At 67.4% G+C, this 18,035-nt stretch carries 11 protein-coding genes; 2 read left to right on the top strand and 9 right to left on the bottom strand.

Annotation, left to right across the window (positions count from 1 at the left end; genetic code table 11):
- Nucleotides 1-175: 175 nt before the first annotated feature.
- Nucleotides 176-1,273, top strand: a complete 1,098-nt coding sequence (locus ACIRJP_RS14540; RefSeq protein ID WP_404172871.1) for an LCP family protein — start codon at nt 176-178, stop codon at nt 1,271-1,273.
- A gap of 61 nt (nt 1,274-1,334) precedes the next feature.
- On the opposite strand, the gene ACIRJP_RS14545 is transcribed toward ACIRJP_RS14540, so the two are convergent.
- From ACIRJP_RS14545 to ngcE, 9 genes are all read right to left on the bottom strand, one after another.
- On the bottom strand, nt 1,335-2,846 hold the full coding sequence (locus tag ACIRJP_RS14545) for an amino acid permease (RefSeq protein WP_404172772.1): 1,512 nt from the start codon (nt 2,844-2,846) through the stop codon (nt 1,335-1,337).
- A gap of 172 nt (nt 2,847-3,018) precedes the next feature.
- Nucleotides 3,019-4,947: a 1-deoxy-D-xylulose-5-phosphate synthase gene (dxs, locus tag ACIRJP_RS14550; protein WP_351256702.1), complete on the bottom strand. Its 1,929-nt coding sequence runs from the start codon at nt 4,945-4,947 to the stop codon at nt 3,019-3,021.
- Between the two features lie 241 nt (nt 4,948-5,188).
- The gene (locus ACIRJP_RS14555; RefSeq protein WP_404172777.1) at nt 5,189-6,502 is read right to left on the bottom strand and encodes a sugar ABC transporter permease; all 1,314 of its coding nucleotides are present in this window, start codon (nt 6,500-6,502) and stop codon (nt 5,189-5,191) included.
- Nucleotides 6,499-7,293, bottom strand: coding sequence for an ATP-binding cassette domain-containing protein (locus ACIRJP_RS14560; RefSeq protein WP_383720680.1), 795 nt, complete (start codon nt 7,291-7,293; stop codon nt 6,499-6,501). The genes ACIRJP_RS14555 and ACIRJP_RS14560 overlap by 4 nt, the downstream gene beginning before the upstream one ends.
- A gap of 306 nt (nt 7,294-7,599) precedes the next feature.
- Nucleotides 7,600-8,697, bottom strand: coding sequence for a substrate-binding domain-containing protein (locus tag ACIRJP_RS14565; RefSeq protein WP_404172780.1), 1,098 nt, complete (start codon nt 8,695-8,697; stop codon nt 7,600-7,602).
- Between the two features lie 122 nt (nt 8,698-8,819).
- A complete protein-coding gene (locus ACIRJP_RS14570; RefSeq protein WP_266729112.1) occupies nt 8,820-10,019 on the bottom strand; it encodes an ROK family transcriptional regulator in 1,200 nt (399 codons plus the stop codon).
- Nucleotides 10,020-10,226: 207 nt separating this feature from the next.
- On the bottom strand, nt 10,227-11,147 hold the full coding sequence (locus ACIRJP_RS14575; protein WP_404172783.1) for a carbohydrate ABC transporter permease: 921 nt from the start codon (nt 11,145-11,147) through the stop codon (nt 10,227-10,229).
- Between the two features lie 91 nt (nt 11,148-11,238).
- Nucleotides 11,239-12,162, bottom strand: a complete 924-nt coding sequence (locus tag ACIRJP_RS14580; RefSeq protein ID WP_404172786.1) for a carbohydrate ABC transporter permease — start codon at nt 12,160-12,162, stop codon at nt 11,239-11,241.
- Nucleotides 12,163-12,212: 50 nt separating this feature from the next.
- Entirely contained in the window at nt 12,213-13,661 is a 1,449-nt protein-coding gene (gene ngcE / locus ACIRJP_RS14585; RefSeq protein WP_356079476.1) for an N-acetylglucosamine/diacetylchitobiose ABC transporter substrate-binding protein, read from the bottom strand.
- A 497-nt stretch (nt 13,662-14,158) separates the two neighbouring features.
- Here ngcE and ACIRJP_RS14590 point away from each other — a divergent pair, with 497 nt between their 5' ends.
- Nucleotides 14,159-18,004, top strand: a complete 3,846-nt coding sequence (locus tag ACIRJP_RS14590) for a GH92 family glycosyl hydrolase (RefSeq protein ID WP_404172789.1) — start codon at nt 14,159-14,161, stop codon at nt 18,002-18,004.
- The last annotated feature ends 31 nt before the right edge of the window (nt 18,005-18,035 follow it).

An 18,035-nucleotide genomic window follows, 5' to 3' on the forward strand; every position in this document is an offset into this window, starting at 1 on the left:
GCTCAGATCATGATTCCAGGGCCTAAAACACCCATTCGACCGATCCTCTGTTCTATAGTGCACGCTCAGTCATGCACGCACGGACCGGCCACACCCCCCACCCGAGTCCCACGCACTCCACAGCCCACCCCGGGCCACGAGATTTGAGGACTCGACCACGATGAGCCACGACGCCATGTCCCAGTCCCCGGGCACGCGCGAAGGCCGTTCGGCGTCACATGGCGGCGGACGCAAGCGCGGGGAAGGCCCTCGCAAGCGCCGCCGCGGCCTCAAGATCACCCTCGGCGTCCTGCTCGTCCTGGTGCTCGCGGGCGGCGGCACCGCCTACTGGCTCTACAGCCGCCTCGACGGAAACATCCAGGGCGTGGACATCGACAAGGCGCTCGGTGAGGACCGCCCCGAGAAGCTGCCGACCAGCGGCCAGAACCTGCTGGTGCTGGGCTCAGACTCACGGGCCGGTGCCGAGAACAAGGAGCTGGGCGGCGGCGGTGACGTCAGCGGCGCCCGCTCCGACACCGCGATGGTGGTGCACATCCCCGAGGGCCGCTCCAAGGCGGTCGCCGTGTCCATACCCCGCGACACCCTGGTGACCCGGCCCGAGTGCACCAAGGCGGACGGCTCGACGGTGCCGTCGGCGAACCGTGTGATGTTCAACTCCGTCTACTCGCAGGTCGGCCCGGCCTGCGTGGTCAAGACCGTCGAGAAGATGTCCGAGGTCCGGATCGACCACTACCTGGAGATCAACTTCGCCGGGTTCAAGGATCTGGTGGACGCCATCGGGGGCGTCACGATCGATGTCCCGCAGGACATCCACGACAAGTCGTCCGGCCTCGACCTCACCAAGGGCACGCACAAGCTCGACGGCACAGAGTCCCTCGCCTACGTCCGTACCCGCCACGGCATCGGGGACGGCAGCGACCTCGGCCGGATCGGGCTCCAGCAGCAGTTCCTGCTCGCCCTGCTGAGCGAGGTCAAGTCGCAGGACTTGCTGGGCAGTCCGACCAAGTCCTACAAGATCGCCAGCTCGGCCACCAAGTCGCTGACCACCGACGAGGAGCTCGCCTCGCTCAAGTCCCTCGCGCAGTTCGGCCGGTCGATGAACGGCGTGGACCCGGGCACCATGGAAACGATCATGCTTCCGGTGGCGTACGACAAGCAGGACCGCAACCGCGTGGTGGCGGCCCAGCCGCAGGCCGACGACCTCTGGAAGGCCATCCGCGAGGACGCCACGATCCCGGAGTCCGCGAAGAAGTCCCCCGCCACCGGCGGCTGACGGCGAGTCCGGCCGGTGCCTGACACTCCGTCGCGCACCGGCCTTCTGCCGCGGCCTCGCGCTACGGCCGGCCCACGGGCTCGTTGATCCGGCTGTGTGCACGCCCGTAGGCGAAGTAGATGACCACACCGATGACCATCCAGACGCCGAACCGCAGCCAGGTCTCCGCGGGCAGATTGAGCATCAGCCACACCGAGGCGGCCACCGACAGGATGGGGATCAGCGGCACCCACGGCGTGCGGAAGGCCCGGTGGAGATCGGGGCGGGTTCGGCGCAGCACCAGCACGCCCAGGGCCACGACGACGAACGCGAAGAGCGTGCCGATGTTCACCAGCGTCGCCAGCTCGTTGATGCTGGTGAATCCGGCGACGATCGCGATGATCACGCCGAGCAGGATGGTCGGGCGGTACGGGGTGCCGAACTTCGGGTGGGTCTTGGAGAAGAACCTCGGGAGCAGCCCGTCACGGCTCATCGCGAAGAAGACCCGGGTCTGTCCCAGCAGCAGGATCAGGCAGACCGTGGTGAGCCCGATCGCGGCACCGAAGCTGATGAGCCCGGCGTAGACGGGACGGCCGACGGCCTTGAAAGCGTCGGCCAGCGGGGCCTCCACCGACAGTTCGGTGTAGTGCTCCATGCCCGTGACCACCAGCGATACGGCGACGTAGAGCACGGTACAGATGAAGAGCGAGGCGAGGATGCCACGTGGCATGTCACGTTGCGGCTGCTTGGTCTCCTCGGCGGCGGTGGCCACCACGTCGAAGCCGATGAAGGCGAAGAAGACGACGGAGGCGGCGGTGAAGATGCCCATGACGCCGAAGTTGGTGGGCGCGAAACCGAAGATCAGCTGGACCAGCGGCGCGGTCAGCCCGGAGCCCGGGGGCTGCGGCTGTGCCTCGGGGATGAACGGCGAGTAGTTGGCGGCCTTCACGAAGAACAGCCCCGCGATGATCACGATCAGGACCACCGCGACCTTGATGGCGACGACGACGGTGGTGATCCGGGCGGACAGCTTCATGCCGAGCACCAGCACCACGGTCAGGACGAGCACCAGGGCGAAGGCCAGGATGTCGAAGCCGAATCCTTTTGCCACATCGGGTCCGGAGAGCACGGTGGGCATGTGCCAGCCGAAATTGTCCATCAGTGAGCGGACGTAGCCGGACCAGCCGACCGCCACCACCGCCGTGCCCAGCGCGAATTCCAGCACCAGGTCCCAGCCGATGATCCAGGCGACCAGTTCGCCCAGCGAGGCGTACGAGAACGTGTAGGCGGAGCCGGCGACCGGGACGGTGGAGGCGAACTCGGCGTAGCAGAGCGCCGCCAGCGCGCAGACGACGCCGGCGACCACGAAGGCGAGTGCGGTGGCGGGTCCCGCCGTCTCCTTGGCCACCTTGCCGGTGAGGACGAAGATGCCGGTGCCGATGATGACACCCACTCCGAAGACCGTGAGGTCCAGGGCGGAGAGGGACTTGCGAAGTGCGTGCTCCGGCTCCTCGGTGTCGCGGATGGACTGCTCGACCGTCTTGGTCCGGAACAGTCCGTCACTGCTGGGTGGTGTGTCCTGCTGGGCAGTCACCGGCGTACCTCCACGCACTCGTCGTGTACGCCATGATTGGGACCGCATCTGCGGCCCAGCGCGCCGGACCGGGCGATTTCACGCGAATGGGCCGGACGGACCACCCGTACAGGGTGACCCGACCGGCCCACCGGTCGTATCGGTGTCCGCCGTCCTGACGAAGGACCTGGCGTCAGTCGCGGGCGGGCTCGATCACGGAGCGGCTGTCGGCAGCGCTCTCGAAGCGGCCGTCCAGCTTGGCCACGAGGCCGGTGACCTGGCGGGCGATGTCCGGCGCGGTCAGCCCGATCTCGGCCATGACCTCCTTGCGGGAGGCGTGGTCGAGGAAGCGCGGCGGGATGCCGAAGTCACGCAGCGGTACGTCGACCCCGGCGTCGCGCAGCGCCTGGGCGACGGCGGAGCCGACGCCGCCGGCCCGGCTGTTGTCCTCGACGGTGACGACGACCCGGTGCTGCTCGGCGAGCGGGGCCATGGCCTCGTCGACCGGTTTGACCCAGCGCGGGTCGACAACGGTCGTCGAGATGCCCTGGGCCTCCAGCAGATCGGCGATCTCCAGGCACATCGGGGCGAGCGCGCCGACGGAGACCAGCAGTACGTCCGGACGGATGGTGCCGGGCTCGCGCAGCACGTCCATGCCCCCGACCCTGCCGACGGCCTTGACCGCCGGGCCGACCGCGCCCTTGGAGAAGCGGACCACCGTCGGTGCGTCATCGACCTCGACGGCCTCGCGCAGCTGGGCGCGGACCTGGTCGGCGTCGCGCGGGGCGGCGATCCGGAGCGTGGGCACGCACTGGAGGATCGACATGTCCCACATGCCGTTGTGCGAGGCGCCGTCGGTGCCGGTGACACCGGCCCGGTCCAGGACGAAGGTCACACCGCACTTGTGCAGCGCGACGTCCATCAGGACCTGGTCGAAGGCGCGGTTGAGGAAGGTGGCGTACACCGCGAAGACGGGGTGCAGTCCGCCGGTGGCGAGGCCGGCCGCGGAGACCGCGCCGTGCTGCTCGGCGATACCGACGTCGTAGATCCGGTCCGGGAACGCCTTCTCGAACTTGGTCAGGCCGACCGGCTGGAGCATGGCCGCCGTGATCGCGACGATGTCCTCGCGCTCCTTGCCGAGCTTGACCATCTCCTCGCCGAACACGGAGGTCCAGTCGAGTCCGGAGGTGGCGACCGGGAGGCCGGTGTCGGGGTGGATCTTGCCGACCGCGTGGAAACGATCCGCCTCGTCGAGCAGGGCAGGGGTGTAGCCGCGGCCCTTCTCGGTGAGGCAGTGCACGATGACGGGTCCGCCGAAGCGCTTGGCGCGCTGGAGCGCGGACTCCAGGGCCTCGATGTCGTGGCCGTCGATCGGGCCGACGTACTTCAGACCGAGGTCCTCGAACATGCCCTGCGGGGCGATGAAGTCCTTCAGCCCCTTCTTGGCGCCGTGCAGCGTCTCGTACAGCGGCTTCCCGACGACGGGGGTCCGCTCCAGGAGGTCCTTGCCGCGGGCCAGGAACCGCTCGTAGCCGTCGGTGGTGCGCAGCGTCGCGAGGTGGTTGGCGAGGCCGCCGATGGTCGGCGCGTAGGAGCGCTCGTTGTCGTTGACGACGATGACGAGCGGGCGGTCCTTGGCGGCGGCGATGTTGTTCAGCGCCTCCCAGGCCATGCCGCCGGTGAGCGCGCCGTCACCGATGACCGCGACGACGTGGTCGTCCTTCTTGAGGACCTCGTTGGCCTTGGCGAGGCCGTCGGCCCAGCCGAGGACCGTCGAGGCGTGCGAGTTCTCGATGACGTCGTGCTCGGACTCGGCCTGCGAGGGGTAGCCGGACAGGCCGCCCTTCATCTTGAGCCTGGAGAAGTCCTGGCGGCCGGTGAGCAGCTTGTGCACGTAGCTCTGGTGGCCGGTGTCCCAGAGGACCTTGTCCTTCGGTGAATCGAAGACCCGGTGCAGGGCGATGGTCAGCTCGACCACACCCAGGTTGGGGCCGAGGTGGCCACCGGTCTTCGATACGGCGTCGACCAGGAAGGTCCGGATCTCTTCGGCGAGCTGGTCCAGCTGCTCGGGAGTGAGCCGGTCCAGGTCACGCGGTCCACCGATGCGGGTCAGCAGGGCCACCCGTGCCTCCTTGGCGTATTGAGCTGGTCGAGCATGCCGATCCGATGAGTCTAATGTTCCGTCCGCCCGCGCGGGCATCGGGCATGGAGAGTGCTGTCACACCCGGCGCACCCGCACCCGGCAGTGCCCGGCTCCCTGTCGGGGCGCCGGGCACTGAGCGGTGCCTATGTGATATTTCAAGGCTGTTCGTAAGGCCTTTACGCGCGTCGCAAGGCCTGCTGGGCGCGGCCCACGGTCTCCCTTACGCGCGACCTGCGGTCTTCTGCGTGCGGCGGGAGACCGAGTCGATGACCACGGCGGCCAGCAGCACCGCGCCGGTGATCATGTACTGGATGGCGTTGGCCATCCCGATCATGTTCAGGCCCTGCTGGATCGACTGGATCACGATCATGCCGAGCAGCGCGGACCAGACCTTGCCCCGGCCGCCGAAGAGGCTGGTGCCGCCGATGACGGCGGCCGCGATGACCAGCATCAGTGTGTTGCCGCCGCCGACGCTCTTGGTGGCGCCGCCGGAGAGGCTGGCGATGAAGAGGCCGCCGAAGGCGCCCAGCATTCCGGAGAGCGCGAAGACGGTGATCCGGATCCGGTCGACGTTGATACCGGCTCGGCGCGCGGCCTCCGGGTTGCCGCCGACCGCGAAGACCTGGCGGCCGAAGGTGGTCCGGCGGGCCACGAAGTCAGCGACGACCAGCACGGCGAGGAAGATCACCAGGGCCAGCGGCAGGCCGCGGGCGCCGGAGGGCTCGTTCAGGACGTACGCGACGGCGAAGCAGAGGATCGCGACGATGCCCGTGCGGAGCAGGACCTCGGTGGTGGGACGGGCGGGCAGGCCCGCGGCCCCGCGGCGCCGGCTGTCCATCAGGAGCGAGGCGGCGTAGGCGAGGACGGCAACCAGGGCGACTCCGTACGCGACGGCCTTGTCCTCGAAGAAGTAGTTGGTGAGGTTCTCGACGATGCTGCCGGACGGCGTGTTGATCGAGCCCTCACCGCCCATCATCCACTCCTGCAGACCGCTCCAGCCGAGGAAACCGGCCAGGGTGACGACGAAGGCCGGCACCCCGATCTTGGCGAAGAAGAAGCCGTGCAGCGCGCCGAGCACCATGCCGGAGAGCACCGCGACGAGCACCGCCGACCAGTCGTTCCAGCCGTGGTTGACGTTGAGCACGGCCCAGACTGCCGCGCCGACACCGGCGACCGAGCCGACGGACAGGTCGATCTCGCCGAGCAGCAGCACGAAGACGATGCCGACCGCCATGATGCCGAGGCCGGAACTGTAGACGGCGACGTTGGCGATGGAGCTGGCGGACAGGAAGTTGCTGTTCTGGAACTGGAAGACGACCGCGATGATGATCAGGCCGACCAGGACCGGCAGCGAGCCGAGCTCGCCGCCGCGCACCTTGCGGGTGAACTCGGACCAGTAGCCCTTGAAGCCCTCCTCGCGGACGAGCAGGCGCGGGTCCACCGCGGGGGCGGGGGCAGCCGACGGCTCGGCTTCGGGTGTCGCCGCGGCGGGCTTGTCGGCAGCGGTTTCGGGGGACTTGGCGAGGTCGCTCACTTCGCGCCCTCCTTCGTGACTGTGCGGGCCTGACGGCGCGTGACGGCGTTGTCCGTGGCACCGGTGATCGCGGAGATGATCTCCTCGTGGGACGTGGTCGCCACGTCGAAGACTCCGTTGTTGCGGCCCAGCCGCAGCACTGCCACCTTGTCGGCGACGGCGCGCACGTCGGCCATGTTGTGACTGATGAGGATGACGCCGTGGCCGCGCTCGCGCAGCCGCTCGACGAGGTCGAGGACCTGGGCGGTCTGCTCGACGCCGAGGGCGGCGGTCGGCTCGTCGAGGATGACGACCTTGGGGTCACCGATCAAGGCGCGGGCGATGGCCACGACTTGGCGCTGACCACCGGAGAGCGAGGCGACCGGGATGCGGACGCTGGGTATCCGGATGGACAGCGTGTCGAGCAGTTCCTTGGCTCGCTTCTCCATCCCGATCTCGTCGAGGACGGAGGCCTTGCGCAGTTCGCTGCCGAGGAAGAGGTTGGCGACCACATCGAGGTTGTCGCAGAGCGCCAGGTCCTGGTAGACGGTGGCGACTCCGAGTTCCTGGGCGTCGTTGGGCCGGTTGATCCGGACCGGCGTGCCCTCCCACTCGATGGAGCCTTCGTCGATCGGGTGGACACCCGAAATGGTCTTGACGAGCGTCGACTTGCCGGCGCCGTTGTCGCCGACCAGGGCGACCACTTCGCCGGAACGAATCTCCAGGTCCACATCGGTGAGCGCCTGGACGGCGCCGAACCGCTTGGAGATTCCGCGCAACGCCAGCACGGGCGTAGCGGACACGTGAATCATCTCCTTCGCCGCCTGACCGGCGGGGATGGTGCTGCTGAGCACAGGGGGCGGTGGCGGTCACCGGGCCGCCGGGCGGCCCGGAACGCCTTCACCGGTCCGCCTCGGAACGTCGTCGCCGGGGGACGACCACGCGCCGAGATGGCGCCCGGGAAGGGGGTTCCGTGCCGGCCGGGGCCCAGGCTGTGCCCCGGAGGGCGGCCGTGTGCGGTGACCGGGACCGGTGAGAAGTCCGGCGCCCGCCCCTTGCTGCGGGGCATGGACGGGGCGGGCGCCGGACCGGACCGGGTGACGTCTGCCGGCGGGTGACTACTTGACGCCGGCGGCATCGCAGGCCGCCTTGTACTGGGCGGTGCAGATCTCCTCGACCTTGTAGACCTTGTCGGCGACGATCGTGGAGGCGATGTTCTCCTTGGTCACGACCGAGGCGTCGTACAGCTTGGACGGGATGCCCTTGAACTCGCCCGAGAGGCTGTCGACCTTGACCGGGGCCAGGTCGTCGAACTTCTCACCCTTGAGCAACCGGACGGCGATCTCGGCGGTGGTCTCGGCCTCCGGCTTGATCTGCTTGTAGATCGAGAAGGACTGCTCGCCCGCGAGGATGCGCTGCAGACCGGCGAGCTCGGAGTCCTGACCGCCGACCGGGACCTTCACGCCCTGCTTCTTCAGTGCCGTGATGATGCCGCCGGCCATGCCGTCGTTGGCGGAGTAGACGCCCTGGAAGCCGTCCTTGCCCAGGGAGTCGATGGCCGCTCCCATCTTCTTGTTGGCCTCGTCCGCCGACCAGTCCGGGATGTCCTGCTCGTACACGACCTTCTTGACCTGCTTGTCGAGGACGCTGTGCGCGCCCTTCTTGAAGAAGGGGGCGTTCGGGTCGGTCGGCGAGCCGTTGATCATGACAACGTTGCTGTCCTTGGCCTTGGCTCCCATCGCCTTGACCAGCGCCTCGCCCTGGAGCTGGCCGATCTTCTCGTTGTCGTACGACACATAGGCGGAGATCGGGCCCTCGGCGAGACGGTCGTACGCGACGACCTTGACGTCCTTCTTCGCGGCCTGCTGGACCCAGGACTTCGCGGCCTTGTAGTCGACGGTGTCCAGGATGATGACCTTCACACCCTGCGTGACGAGCGCGTCGAACTGCTTCTTCTGGGTCTCGCTGTCCTGCGCGGCGTTGTTGTACTTGACCTCGCAGTCGGAGCACAGCGCCTTGATCTTCGCCTCCATGATGGGGCGGTCGAACGTCTCGTAACGCGTGGTCTTGTTCTCCGGCAGGAGCAGGCCGATGGTCTTGCCGTCGCCGCCGCTGCCGGAGTCCTTGTCGTCGCCGGCCTTGCCACAGGCCGCGAGGGAGACGGCCATGGAGACTGCGGCCGTTCCTATGACGATGCGTCGCGTCGTTGCGTTCATTACGGGTTGCCTCCCTGACGAGGCCGCAACGTTGCGGCCGAGGTGGCTGGCAGTCAACTCGGCCGCAACGTCAGCGTCAAGGAGTAAATCCTTAACGAGATGACAACGGTGCCATTCGTTATCTAAGTGAAGGCAGGAGTGGCCTTCGGCAGGGTGCTCTCCAAAAGGGTCGAATCCCCCATCTCGCTGAGCACCAGGGCCAGTGCGCCCAGGACTTCGGCCCGGCCGCCCAGCGCCCCCGGCAGCACCGAGAGCTGCCGGGCGGCGCTCGGAATGGCGTAGCGCGAGACCGAGTCACGGATCGGTGCGAGCACCAACTCGCCCGCCTCGGCGAGCGATCCACCGAGGACCACCCGGCTGGGGTTGAGCAGGTTGCAGAGATTGGCCACCCCGCTGCCGATGTGCCGCCCGACGTCCCCGATCACCCGGCGGCAGCCCGGATCGCCCTCGCGGGCCAGCTGGACCACCCGTTCCATGGTGAGATCGGGCCCGTGGCTGGGCTGGAGCAGCGGCAGCACGTACCGGGCGGCCGTGAAGGTCTCCAGACAGCCCCGGTTGCCGCAGCGGCAGACCGGGCCCGACTCGTCGAGCGTGATGTGCCCGATCTCGCCGGCCGTGCCGCCCGGGCCCCGGTAGATGCGCCCGTCGATCACCAGGCCGGCGCCGACCCCGCTGGCGACCTTGATGTAGGCGAGGTCCTTGACGCCCCGGCCGCTCCCCCACACCAGCTCGCCGAGCGCGCCGAGGTTGGCGTCGTTGTCGACGTACACCGGCACTCCGAGCCGGCCCTCCAGTTCCCTGCTCGGGTTGATGCCCGTCCAGCCCGGCAGGATCGACGTGGAGCCCAGCGTGCCGGACTCCACGTCGATCGGGCCGGGTACACCGAGGCCCACCCCGATCACCTTGTCCGGACCGATGCCGGTCGTCTCGATCAGCCGCCTGACCAGCTGCTCCGCCCGCCCGAACCCCTCCGCGGACGAGGCGTCGACGTCCAGCGGCTCGGCCTCTTCGGCGAGCACCTGGTGGGCGAGGTTGCCGACCGCCACCCGCAGATGCGTATGGCCGAAGTCGACCCCGATCACGATGCCCGCGTCTCCGCTGAGCGAGACGCTGCGGGCCCGGCGGCCGCCCGCCGAGGTGGGGGTGACCTCGACCGTGCCGCCGTCCTTCAGTTCACGAACGATGTTGGAGACGGTGGCCGCTGACAGGCCGGTGCTCCGTGCGATCTCCGCCTGGGTGAGCGAACCGGCCATGCGTACCGCACGCACGACCCGCTCAAGGTTGGCGCGATGCAGAGATGTCTGCGACCCCGGAGTCTCCATCGACGCTCTCACTCCTACCGTTTTCTCTAACATGTGAACTCTAAGCTGAGCGTTTTGCGACACCCCCCGTCAAGACCTTGAGCAAGCGAAGCCCTCGGATGAGCACCCCGGCCGCACCCCGGGCAGCCTCGGAGCACGCAGGAACCGCCCGCCGGCGCGTGGCCGACGGGCGGTTCGTGTGTACGGGGAAAAAGCCGTGCCGGGGCGCTACTTCACCGCGCCCGCGGTGAGGCCGGCGACGACCTGGCGCTGGAAGATGATGTAGGCCGCGAGGACCGGCAGCATCGCCATCACCAGACCGGCGAAGAGCCCGGACCAGTCCCCCTTGTACCCCTGGCTGGTGGCCAGTTCGACCAGGCCCTGCGAGAGCACCCGGTATTTCGGTTCCGTGTTCAGGACCGTCGGCAGCATGTACTGGTTCCACTGACCGAGGAAGTTGAAGATACCGACACTGATCAGCCCGGGCTTCGCCATCGGCAGCATCACCTGGAAGAACGTCCGGGTGTGCGAGGCGCCGTCGAGCATCGCGGCTTCCGCCACCGAGCTCGGCAGGGTCCGGAAGAACGAGGTGAGGAAGAAGACGGTGAACGGCAGCGAGTACGCGATGTAGACCATGATCAGTCCGTGGCGCGTGTTCAGCAGGGCCATGTTGTTCATGACGAAGAACAGCGGGACCAGCGCCAGGATGATCGGGAAGCTCATCCCGCCGATGAACAGGTAGTAGATGAAGCGGTTGCCGGGGAAGTCGAACCGCGCCAGTACGTACGCCGCCATCGAGCCGAGCAGCAGAGTGCCGACGAGCGAGCAGCCCACCACCACCACCGTGTTGAAGAAGTAGTCGCTCATGTGCGCCTGACTCCAGGCGCGCGACCAGTTCTCGAAGTGCAGCTTGTCGGGCAGTGCCCAGGGTGTCGACAGGATCGAGTCGTCGGTCTTGAACGACGCCATCACCGCCCACAGCAGCGGCAGGACGACCAGGATCGCCCAGATGATCAGCACACCGTGCGAGAAGACATTGAGGACCTGGCCCTCGCTGCTCTTCTCCTTGGCGGCGGATGCGGGCGACTTGGCCACCGGGGCGGGGTCGGCGGCCGGGGCGGCGGCGGGCGGGGTGTCAGTCGTCTTCACGTGTACTCACCTCGTACTGTCGAGCCGGACACGGAGGCCGACCTGTGGTGCCTGCTGGGGGTCCGGGGACCGTCTCCCGGGAATCGCAGCATCAGAACTCCAGCCGATCGCGCCGGCCCAGTCGCATCACGATGGCGGCGAAGGCCATGGTGACGACGAGCAGTCCGACACCGATCGTCGTCGCGTAGCCGGCCTGCCCGTCGCGGAAGGCCGTCTGGTACACGTACAGCGGCAGGACGGTGGTCGAGTAGTCGGGGCCACCGGGGCCCACGGTCATGACCTGCACCGCGGTGAACGCCTCGACGCCGAGGGCCAGAATCCCCATGTAGACCCAGCCCGACTGCACCGTGTCCCAGAGCAGCGGAAGCGTGATCTTGAAGAACGTGGTGAAGCGGTTGGCGCCGTCGAGCAGCGCCGCCTCGTAGAAGTCCTTCGGGATGGATGCCATTCCGGCCGAGAACAGGACGACGAAGAATCCGACCGTGGACCAGACCAGCACCGACATGACGCAGACCAGCGCGAGACTCGGATCGCCCAGCCAGTCCGGCTGGATGGAGCCCAGACCGATCGTCTTCAGTGTCGAATTCAGCATCCCGCTGGTGGGGTTGAAGGCGAACTGGAAGAGCAGGGCCACGATGACGATCGAGAGCACCTGCGGGAAGAAATAGGCGATCTTGTAGAAACTTGAGCCGCGCACGCCGGAGACCGCGGCGTTCTTGCGCCGCCGGCCCCCGACATTGAGCATGAAGGCGAAGAAGAGCGCCAGGCCCAGCGTCACCAGCGGCAGCAGCACCACAAGCAACACGCTGTGCTGCAACGACTTCCAGAAGATGTCGTCCTTCAGCATCCTCGTGTAGTTGTCGAACCCGACCATCTTGAAGTCGGGGCTCAGACCGGTCCAGTCCGTGAACGAGTAGTAGATGGACTGGATGAACGGCCAAATGACGAAGACCGCGTACAACGCGAGTGGGAGTACCAAGAATCCCACGATGAAACGGTACTTGCCATGCTGCATCGTTTACCGACCCCGATCTTTCTGCGGGTGCCGCCGCTGGTGACGGTTGCTCACTGGTGCTTGTAGTGCTTGATGGACTGGTCCTTGGCCGCCGCGTCGGCGAAGGCCTGGATCTTCTTGATGGCTTCCGCCGGGGTCGCGCGGCCGGCCATCATCTCGCCGATACCGGCGACACCGATCTGCTCCTTCTGGAGCTTCACGTACCAGTCCTGCAGGCGCGGGTTCACCACGTTGTCGCCGGCCTTCTTCAGCGCGTCGACACCGGACTGCATGGCGGTCGACAGGGTCAGACCGTCGGTGCCGCCGTTGAACGCGCTGAGCGACTTGACCTGCTTGGTGAAGTTCTTCGAGGACTCCTCGGAGAGCATGATGCGCAGCTGCTCCATGCCGCCCTGGGGGTTCTTCGCGTTGGCCGGGACGACGAAGGGCTCGCCGCCGGAGGCCCAGATGGTGCCGAACGGCATCTTGTCGGACGAGTCCAGGCTGGACGGCGCCGCGACCATCATCTTGAAGTCCTTGGGCGTGGTCGGCGCGGCCTCGTTCTCCACCCACGAACCGTTCGGGAGGAAGAGCGCCTTGCCCTTGGTCCACTCGGTCTGCGACTGGATGTGGGTCAGACCGGGGGTGCCCTTGAGGATGTACCCCTTCTTGTACAGCTCGTAGTACGCCTCGAAGGCCGCCTTGACCGCGGGGTCCTTCCAGGCGTTCGGCTCCAGGTTGTCGATCTTGTCGAGAACCTCCCGGCCACCGATCTTGCCGATGAACGGGTAGAGCGAGAACGGCAGGTAGTACGGGTACTTACCGGCGTACGTCCAGCCCGCGATGCCCTGCTTCTTCGCCTTCGCGCAGAGGGCGAGCATGGCGTCCCAGTCCTCCGGGTACTCCGCGTCGAGCTTCTCCAGCGCGGTCTGCGAGTACCAGACGCCGTACACGGTGTACGCGTAGTACATGATCCAGACCGGGTCGCCGTCGAACTGACCCATCTCCAGGACACCGGGGCGCAGCGTGTCGCGGACCTTCTTGCTCGGGTCGTCGATGGACGGGGCGTCCATCAGCGGCGTCAGGTCGAGCAGCTGCTTCTTGCCGACCAGGACACCCATGTCCATCTGCTCGGCGCCGGAGTTGTCGATCAGGTCCGGCGGGGTGCCGCCGTTGAAGCGGGGCTGCAGCTGCGACTGGATCTTCTGGGTCGCGACATGCTTGACCTTCGGGGCCTTCGGGAACGCGGCGTTGTACTTCTTCTCCGCGTCGATCGCGTACTGCTGGCCGAAGCCGCCGTCGAAGATGACCACCTCGAGCGGGGCCGTCTCATTGACGCCGAGCGGGTTGGCCTTGGTGACCTTGCCCTTCTCGACCTTCTTGTCGCTGCCGCTGTCGCCGCTGGCGCACGCCGACAGGAAGCCCATCGCCGGAACGCTGATCAGGCCGAGTGCGGCCGATCGCTTGATCACATCGCGACGGCCAAGGCCCTCATTCTTGTGGGCGGAGGTGGATCCCATGCTCAAGTCCTCGCCTTCTCCAGGACTCAGGCGGTGTGTACCGGTCGCCCGTAGATATTCGCCTCAGGCGAAGGGCCCCGCCACCGCGGTCAGTTGCGCTTGGGTAATGCTGATTTCAGGCTAGCCAGGTGCAGTGGGGGGTCGGGAAGATCCGGCATCGGACGCACCCGTCGTGCTGTCCGCGGCCCTTCCTCGTGTCCCCCTCGTCCGCGTCGCCGGGAAAGCTGTGCGGACGCCGACAGGTATAGTCCACTTCCCGCCGACTGAGCAAGATCGAATGCGACTTTGAGCAGCAGTCTTTCCCGAGTTGAGACCTCGCGGATACATGGCCCCCGCATGCTCCTGCCCGGGTGCAACGATTTCCGCAATACGGTCGATTCACCTTGCGCTCCCCGTCCAACACCCTTGACACGTCCCTGCACTTGGCTCCCTACTGGACCTTACGCATCTCTCTGACAACGTTGTCCAGGTGTACTCCTCGGGAGGAATGGCTCGGCATGCAGCCCCGACATGGTTCTCGCAAGAGACAAAGCCGTACGGCCGCACTGGTCGCGGCTTCACTCGTTCTGGTCGTGACCGCCCCCTCCGTGGCCGCCGCACAGTCGGCCGCCGCACACGAAGAAAGCCGCTCGCCTTCGGGCGACCGGACATTCAACTCGTCGTTCGAAGCGGATGAAAAGCAGCCGGACTGGCGCAACACCGTAGAAGAGGGTCCGGACGGAAAGAAGCGGTCATCGGGTGTCGATGGCGGATTCTCCGCAGGAATACCGGGCAATATCACCGACAAGGTGACAGACGTCCGCGCCAGTGGTGAGAACACCGGCGGCGGGGAGGTCAAGGAAAACCTGATCGACGTGGAGTCCGGCACCAAGTGGCTGACCTTCGAGCCCACCGGCTGGGTCGAATTCGATCTGGATGAACCGGCCAAGGTAGTGACATACGCACTGACTTCGGCCAATGACCACGACGAGCGCGACCCGAAGGACTGGACCCTCCAGGGCTCCACCGACGGCAGGGACTGGCTGGACCTCGACTCCCGGACCGGTCAGACGTTCACCGAGCGGTTCCAGACGAAGTCGTACGATTTCACATCTGACACCGCATACCAGCACTTCCGCCTGCAGATCACGAAGAACAACGGCGCCGACGACGCCACCCAGCTCGCCGACGTCCAGTTCTCCGACGGCGACACCTCCACCCCGGCCCCCGAGGAGATGCGCAGCCACGTCGACCGCGGCCCCTCCGGCTCCCCCACCGCCAAGGCGGGCGCCGGCTTCACCGGAAAGCGGGCCCTGCGGTACGCCGGTACGCACAAGGCGGACGGCCGGGCGTACTCGTACAACAAGGTCTTCGACGTGAACACGGCTGTCACCCGTGACACCTCACTGTCCTACCTGGTCTATCCCCAGATGGGCGAGACCGACCTCGACTACCCTGCGACGCATGTCTCGGTGGACCTGGCGTTCACGGACGGCACGTATCTGAGCGAGCTGCGGGCCACGGACGGCAACGGCGGCCTGCTGACCCCGCAGGGCCAGGCCGACGCCAAGCGGCTGTACGTCAACCAGTGGAACAAGGTCGAGTCGACGATCGGCACGGTCGCGGCGGGCAGGACCGTGGACCGGATCCTGGTGGCGTACGACTCCCCCAAGGGCACGGCGAAGTTCCAGGGCTGGATCGACGACATCGAGATCGCCCCGAAGGCGCCCGAGAAGCGCCGCGCGCACCTGTCCGACTACGCGTCGACGGTTCGCGGCACCAACTCCAGCGGTGCCTTCTCCCGTGGCAACAACTTCCCCGCCACCGCGGTCCCGAACGGCTTCAACTTCTGGACCCCGGTCACCAACGCCGGCTCGACGAGCTGGCTGTACGACTACGCGCGAGGCAACAACGACGACAACCTGCCCACCCTCCAGGCCTTCAGCGCCAGCCATGAGCCGAGCCCCTGGATGGGCGACAGGCAAACCTTCCAGCTGATGCCGTCCGCGGTCGCCGGCACTCCGGACGCCTCGCGCAAGGCGCGTGCCCTGCCGTTCCACCACGAGAACGAGACGGCGAAGCCGCACTACTACGGTGTGACATTCGACAACGGCCTCAAGGCCGAGATGACACCGTCCGACCACGCGGCCCGGATGCGGTTCACCTACCCCGGTGACGACGCGAGCATCGTCTTCGACAACGTCTCCAACGACGGCGGCCTCACCCTCGACCCGGCCACCAGCTCCTTCACCGGCTTCTCCGACGTGAAGAGCGGCGGCTCGACCGGCGCCACCCGCCTCTTCGTGTACGGCGTCTTCGACGCGCCGGTCACCGCGAGCGGCAAGCTGTCCGGCGGCGGTGGCGACGACGTCACGGGTTACCTCCGCTTCGACGCCGGCGAGGACCGCACGGTCGGCCTGCGCCTGGCGACCTCCCTCATCAGCATCGACCAGGCGAAGCGGAACCTGGCCGCCGAGATCCCCGCCACCCGCTCCTTCGGCCGGGTCGAGGACCGGGCGCAGCGGGCCTGGGACGACATCCTGGGCAAGGTGGAGGTCGAGGGTGCCACGGCCGATCAGCTGACCACCCTCTACTCCAGCCTGTACCGGCTGTACCTCTACCCGAACTCGGGCTTCGAGAAGGTCGACGGCAAGGACAAGTACGCCAGTCCGTTCTCCCCGCAGGCCGACTCCGACACCCCGACGCACACAGGGGCGAAGATCGTCGACGGCAGGGTCTACGTCAACAACGGCTTCTGGGACACCTACCGCACGACGTGGCCCGCCTACTCCTTCCTCACCCCTGACAAGGCCGGCGAGATGGTGGACGGCTTCGTCCAGCAGTACAAGGACGGCGGCTGGATCTCCCGCTGGTCCTCCCCCGGCTACTCCGACCTGATGACCGGCACCTCCTCGGACGTCGCGTTCGCGGACGCCTACGTCAAGGGCGTGAAGTTCGACGCGGAGGCGGCGTACGAGGCGGCGCTGAAGAACGCCACGGTGGTCCCGCCGTCCTCGGGCGTCGGCCGCAAGGGCATGGTGACGTCCCCGTTCACCGGCTACGCGAACACCGACACCCACGAGGGCCTGTCCTGGTCCCTGGAGGGCTACCTCAACGACTACGGCATCGCGCGGATGGGCCAGGCCCTCTACAAGAAGACGAAGAAGGAGCGTTACAAGGAGGAGTCCGAGTACTTCCTGGGCCGCGCCCGGAACTACGTCCAGCTCTTCGACGACAAGGCCGGCTTCTTCCAGGGCAGGGACGCCAAGGGCGACTGGCGGCTTCCGTCGGACAAGTACGACCCCCGGGTCTGGGGCTACGACTACACGGAGACCAACGGCTGGGGCTACGCCTTCACGGCCCCGCAGGACAGCCGGGGCCTGGCGAACCTGTACGGCGGCCGGGACGGCCTGGCCGAGAAGCTCGACACGTACTTCTCCACTCCCGAGACGGCGGGCCCCGAGTTCGTCGGCTCGTACGGCGGTGTCATCCATGAGATGACCGAGGCGCGTGACGTACGGATGGGTCAGTACGGCCACAGCAACCAGGTCGCGCACCACGTCACCTACATGTACGACGCGGCCTCGCAGCCCTGGAAGACGCAGGAGAAGGTCCGCGAGGTCCTGGGCCGCCTCTACACCGGCAGCGGCATCGGGCAGGGCTACCACGGCGACGAGGACAACGGCGAGCAGTCGGCTTGGTACCTCTTCTCCTCGCTCGGCTTCTACCCCCTGGTCATGGGCAGTGGCGAGTACGCGATCGGCTCCCCGCTCTTCAAGAAGACGACCGTCCACCTGGAGAACGGCCACGACCTGGTCGTCAAGGCACCGAAGAACAGCGCGAAGAACATCTATGTGCAGGGCCTGCGGGTCAACGGCAAGGAGTGGACCTCCACTTCGCTCCCGCACGACCTGCTGGCGAAGGGCGGTGTGCTGGACTTCGACATGGGCCCGAGGCCGTCGTCGTGGGGCACCGGCAAGAACGCGGCACCGACGTCCATCACCACGGACGACGAGGTGGCGACAGTGCAGGCGGACGTGGTGAAGGGCGACGGCGCCCTGTTCGACAACACCTCGGCCACCTCCGCGGAGGTCGCCACGGTGAACCTGCCCGTCCCTTCGGCCACCGACGCGGTCCGCTACACACTGACATCGGACAAGGCGGCCGGGGCGCCTAGCGGCTGGGTCCTCCAGGGCTCCTGGGACGGCACGACGTGGAAGGACCTGGACAAGCGCTCGGCCGAGTCCTTCGCCTGGGACCGGCAGACGAGGGTGTTCTCGGTGGCCGATCCGGGCTCGTACGCGCACTACCGCCTGGTGTTCGCCGGTGAAGGCACGCTTGCGGAACTGGAGTTGCTCGCCTGACCCTGCTGTTGCGACTGCGTCGAGGCTGACG

The organism is Streptomyces sp. NPDC102437, from assembly GCF_044765565.1.
Classification (GTDB): domain Bacteria; phylum Actinomycetota; class Actinomycetes; order Streptomycetales; family Streptomycetaceae; genus Streptomyces.